Consider the following 4,986-nt stretch of genomic DNA (forward strand, 5'->3'; position numbering starts at 1 on the left):
GAACGTTGTCGTCGGCAGCGTCAGATGTGTATAAGAGACAGGCCCCGGGAGCAGCCCGGGAGATCATTCGCGACGACGCCGTGCGAAGATAGATATGTGAGGATGCCCTCACATAGGAGTTTATGAGGATGGCCTCACGTAATTCAAGCCAGAACGGTCGCGCACCGCAGCGTCGGCGCGGTCACGAACGCGTGGCGACCCTGCTCTCCGCCGCGTCCGACTGCTTCGTCGCAAAAGGTTACGACGCCACCACCATGACCGAGATCGCCGCCAAGGCGGAGGCCTCGATCGGCTCGCTGTATCAGTTCTTCCCCACCAAGGAAGCGTTGGCCGAGGCACTGCTGCACCAGCATGCCGAGGCGCTGTATGCGCGAATGGAACGACTGCTGGCGCAGACGCCGGGCTGGACCACCGAGGAATTGGCCACGCGGCTATTGCGCACGTTCGCCGACTACCGCCGCCAGCAACCCGCCTATGTCGTGCTGGTGGAGGCCGCCCAGACGCTGCCCTCCATGCTGGGGCGCACCATACGTCAGCGCATGCGCGATTACCTGTGTCAGATCTTGGCGATTCACGCGCCAGATATCGCTGCCGGTGATCTCCGACCTGCCGCTACGGTAGTGCAGCAATTGATGAAGTCCGCCGTGGCGCTGCACGGGGAGCAACCCGTAGCGCTGCGACAAGCCGCGCAAACCCAGCTGCAGCGCGCCCTGACGCTGTACTTGCACGATCTTGCGGGTACGCGCGAGAGCACGCGCACGTACGCGTGAGGCGATGAAGGAAAAACCGTACGGCCATCTGGACGTCCGAACGTGCGTCGCGACACGCCGCCCAGAAAATTTCACAAGAAACTGTTGACAACCCGCAACGGCCGCCGTTAGGGTCGATTGCATGTCGCAGCGCAACAGCCACGATCGCATTGCCGAACCGATCCGTCTCCCGACGGTCGCGGGCCTGCTGCGACTCCGTAACAACCTCCTTCTTGCCCTTGTACTCGTACTCCTCATTACCAACGGAGGTGCGGGCTGAGGGCGTGTGTCCAGGTAAAGCAGAAATAACCTGAATACGACCAAAGAACCCCGCACCCGGTAACGGATGCGGGGTTTTTTGTTGCCCAACGGTGCGTGCCAGCGGAGCCAAAAATGACACCCCAGGATCAACCCAGCAGCGAGAGCAGCGACGTGACTCACGTAGCCGCCGAACGCGTGCGTATTTTCGACACCACCCTGCGCGACGGCGAGCAGGCGCCCGGTTTCTCCATGGACCGTCGCGCCAAGCTCCGCATGGCGCACGCGCTGGAGGCACTCGGCGTGGACGTGATCGAAGCGGGCTTCCCCATCGCCTCGCCCGATGACTTCGGCTCGGTGGCGGAGATCGCCCGCGTGCTGCGCGGCCCCACCGTGTGCGGCCTGGCACGCTGCCACGACAAGGACATCGAGGCCGCCGGCCGCGCGCTGGAAGCGGCCCGCCATGCCCGCATCCACCTGTTCCTGTCCACCAGCCCGCTGCATCGCGAGCACAAGCTCAACATGAGCCAGCAGCAGGTCATCGACACCGCCAGCGCGGCCATCGAGCGCGCCAAGACGCTGTGCCACGAGGTGGAGTTTTCCGCCGAGGACGCCACCCGCACCGAACCGGAGTACCTGGTCGACGTGTTCAGCGCCGCCGTGGCGGCTGGTGCCACCACGCTCAACGTGCCCGACACCGTGGGCTACACCACGCCCGTTGAAATGGCTGAACTGATTACCTACCTGCGCCAGCATGTGCGCGGCGCCGAGCGTGTGATCTTTTCCACCCATTGCCACGATGACCTGGGCATGGGCGTCGCCAACAGCCTGGCCGGCGTGGCCGCCGGCGCGCGCCAGGTGGAGTGCACCATCAACGGCATCGGCGAGCGCGCCGGCAACGCCTCGATGGAGGAGATCGTGATGGCGCTGCGCGTGCGCGGCGCGTTCTACGGCGTCGACACCGGCATCGACACGCGCAAGCTGTATCCCACCTCGCGCCTGCTCACCCAGCTCACCGGCCAGGGCGTACCGCGCAACAAGGCCGTGGTCGGCGAAAACGCCTTCGCGCACGAGTCGGGCATCCATCAGCACGGCATGCTCAAACACCGCGGCACCTACGAAATCATGCGCCCGCAGGACGTGGGCATGGGCGAGACACGCCTGGTGCTGGGCAAGCATTCCGGGCGCCACGCCCTGCGCCAGCGCCTGCAGACGCTGGGCCACACCCCCGACGAAGCCTCGATGGACAACATCTTCACGCGCTTCAAGGCACTGGCCGACAAGAAGCGCGAAGTGCACGACGAAGACCTGGAAGCCATCGCGCTGGGCATGGACCCGGAAGCCACGGGCCCCTGGCGCCTGGTGCACCTCAACACCAACTCGCACCTGGGCGGCAGTGCATCCGCCTCGGTGCGCCTGGCGCACGACGAAGGCCAGGACGTGGGCGAAGCCGCCATTGGCGACGGCCCGGTGGACGCCGTGCTGCGCGCCATCGAACGCGCCACCGGCACCACGCTGGACGTCACCCACTTCCAAGTGCGCGCGGTGAGCGAAGGCGGCGACGCGCAGGGCCAGGCCCAGCTGATCGCCCGTCACGACGAGCGCGACTGGCGTGGCGCTGGCGTCAGCACCGACATCATCGAGGCGACCGCACTGGCCGCCCTCGCCATCGTCAACCGCATCGAGCGACAGGCACCGGCCCAGCCGGCCGCTGCCGTCGCGCATCTGTAAACCCAAGGAGCTAGCGATGACCACGCCATTCCTGTGGCACAACGGCCAAATCAAACCCTGGACCGAGGCCACGGTCCACGTCAGCACCCATGCACTGCACTACGGCTCCTCCGTGTTCGAAGGCGAGCGCGTGTACGCCACACCGCAGGGTCCCGCCTATTTCCGCCTCGCCGATCACACCCGCCGCCTGTTCGAATCGGCCCGCGTGTACGAGATCGAGATCGGCTACAGCGAGGAAGAGATCAACGCGGCCTGTCACGAAGTGATCCGTGCCAACCGCATGAAGTCCGCCTATGTGCGCCCCATCGTGTTCCGCGGCGCGGGCGGCCTGGGCGTGCTGCCCAAGGGCGATTCGCCGGTGGACGTGGCCATCATGGCGCTGGAATGGGGTGCCTACCTGGGCGATGCGATCGAGCATGGCGCGGATGTGTGCGTGTCCTCCTGGCATCGTCCCGCCCCCAATACCTTGCCGAGCTGGGCCAAGGCTGGCGGCAACTACCTCTCGAGCCAGTTGATCGCACTGGAAGCGCGCCGTGGCGGCTACGCCGAAGGCATCGCGCTGGGCCATAACGGCCTGTTGAGCGAAGGCGCGGGCGAGAACCTGTTCCTGGTCAAGAACGGCAAGTTGCTCACGCCGCCCACCAGCGCGGGCATCCTGGCCGGCATCACGCGCGAATCGGTCATCACCCTGGCCAGTGAACTGGGCATCGCGGTGGAAGAGCGCGACCTGCCGCGCGAAGCGCTGTACACCGCCGACGAAATCTTCATGACCGGCACGGCCGCCGAGATCACGCCGGTGCGTTCGGTGGATCGCAAGACGGTGGGCAAGGGCCGCCCGGGCGACATCACCCGCGCGCTGCAAAAGGCTTTCTTCGGTCTGTTCGACGGCAGCACCGAGGACAAATGGGGCTGGTTGACCGCCGTATCCGGCGTGAGCGCTCCCGACCAGCAGGACCAGGAGGCAGCTATCCACGGCCACGCTGCGCAGCCGCAGCGCGCCTCGATGGGGGCCGTTGCATGAGCGCCAGGACCCTGTTCGAGAAGGTGTGGGACACGCATGTGGTCGCGGCGGAAACGCCGGACACGCCCGCGATCCTCTACATCGACCTGCATCTGGTGCACGAAGTCACGTCGCCGCAGGCTTTCAGCGAACTGCGCGAGCGCGGCCTGAAGCTGCGTCGCCCCGATCGCATGCTGGCCACGCTGGACCACTCCACCCCCACCCTGCCCGCCGACGCGAACGGCGCCCGCCCCTACACCAATGCCGAAGCCGAGGCGCAGGTGGCACAGCTGGAAACCAACTGCCGCGAATTCGGTGTGGAACTGCACGGCTGGGATAGCGCGGATCGCGGCATCGTGCACGTCATCGGCCCCGAACTGGGCGCGACCCAGCCCGGCATGACCATCGTGTGCGGCGACAGCCACACCTCCACCCACGGTGCCTTCGGCGCGCTGGCGTTCGGTATCGGCACCACCGAAGTCGGCCACGTGATGGCGACGCAGTGCCTGTTGCAGCGCAAGCCCAAGACGCTGGCCATCCATGTGGACGGCCAGTTGTCGGCCGGCGTGGGCGCCAAGGATCTGATCCTGCACATCATCGGCGAGATCGGCGTGGACGGTGGCACCGGCTACGTCATCGAGTACCGCGGCGAAGCCATCGAGGCGATGTCGATGGACGAACGCATGACCGTGTGCAACATGTCCATCGAAGCGGGCGCGCGCGCCGGCTTGATTGCGCCCGATGCCACCACCTTCGCCTGGCTCAAGGGTCGTCCGCGCGTGCCGCAAGGCGCTGCGTGGGATGCGGCGGTGACACGCTGGCAAGCACTGCGCACCGACGCGGGCGCCACCTACGACCGCGAAGTACGCATCGACGCGCGCCAGGTGCGCCCCACCGTCACTTACGGCACGCATCCGGGCATGGCCATTGCCATGGACACGCCAGTGCCGGCCGCCCGCAACGCGCAGGAGAAGCGCGCACTCGACTACATGCGCAGCGAAGCCGGCAAGCCCATGCAGGGCATGCCAGTGGACGTGGTGTTCGTCGGCAGCTGCACCAATTCGCGCCTGTCCGACCTGCGTGAAGCGGCCCAGGTGCTGCGCGGTCGTCGCGTGGCCGAGGGCGTTCGCATGCTGGTGGTACCGGGCTCCGAAGCGGTGCGCCGCGACGCGGAGAACGAAGGCTTGCACCACGTATTCACCGCCGCCGGCGCGGAGTGGCGCGTGCCGGGCTGCTCCATGTGCATCG

The 4,986-nt window shown here is 66.8% G+C and carries 4 protein-coding genes; all 4 read left to right on the plus strand.

All coding sequences use genetic code 11. From position 1 onward, the window contains the following. The first annotated feature begins 128 nt into the window (after positions 1-128). Complete coding sequence (locus JHD67_RS20915) at positions 129-770, plus strand: TetR/AcrR family transcriptional regulator (protein ID WP_199101078.1); 642 nt, start codon at positions 129-131, stop codon at positions 768-770. Positions 771-1,142: 372 nt separating this feature from the next. Further along, positions 1,143-2,738 (plus strand): 2-isopropylmalate synthase, encoded by a 1,596-nt coding sequence (locus JHD67_RS20920; RefSeq protein ID WP_199101079.1) that lies wholly within the window; start codon positions 1,143-1,145, stop codon positions 2,736-2,738. Between the two features lie 16 nt (positions 2,739-2,754). Beyond that, complete coding sequence (locus JHD67_RS20925) at positions 2,755-3,759, plus strand: branched-chain amino acid transaminase (protein ID WP_199101080.1); 1,005 nt, start codon at positions 2,755-2,757, stop codon at positions 3,757-3,759. Next, positions 3,756-4,986: 3-isopropylmalate dehydratase large subunit (gene leuC / locus JHD67_RS20930; protein ID WP_199101081.1), on the plus strand; the 1,231-nt coding region annotated here is incomplete at its 3' end. The genes JHD67_RS20925 and leuC, both read left to right, overlap by 4 nt.

It is taken from the genome of Dyella sp. ASV21 (assembly GCF_016428975.1).
In the GTDB taxonomy this organism is placed as follows: domain Bacteria; phylum Pseudomonadota; class Gammaproteobacteria; order Xanthomonadales; family Rhodanobacteraceae; genus Dyella.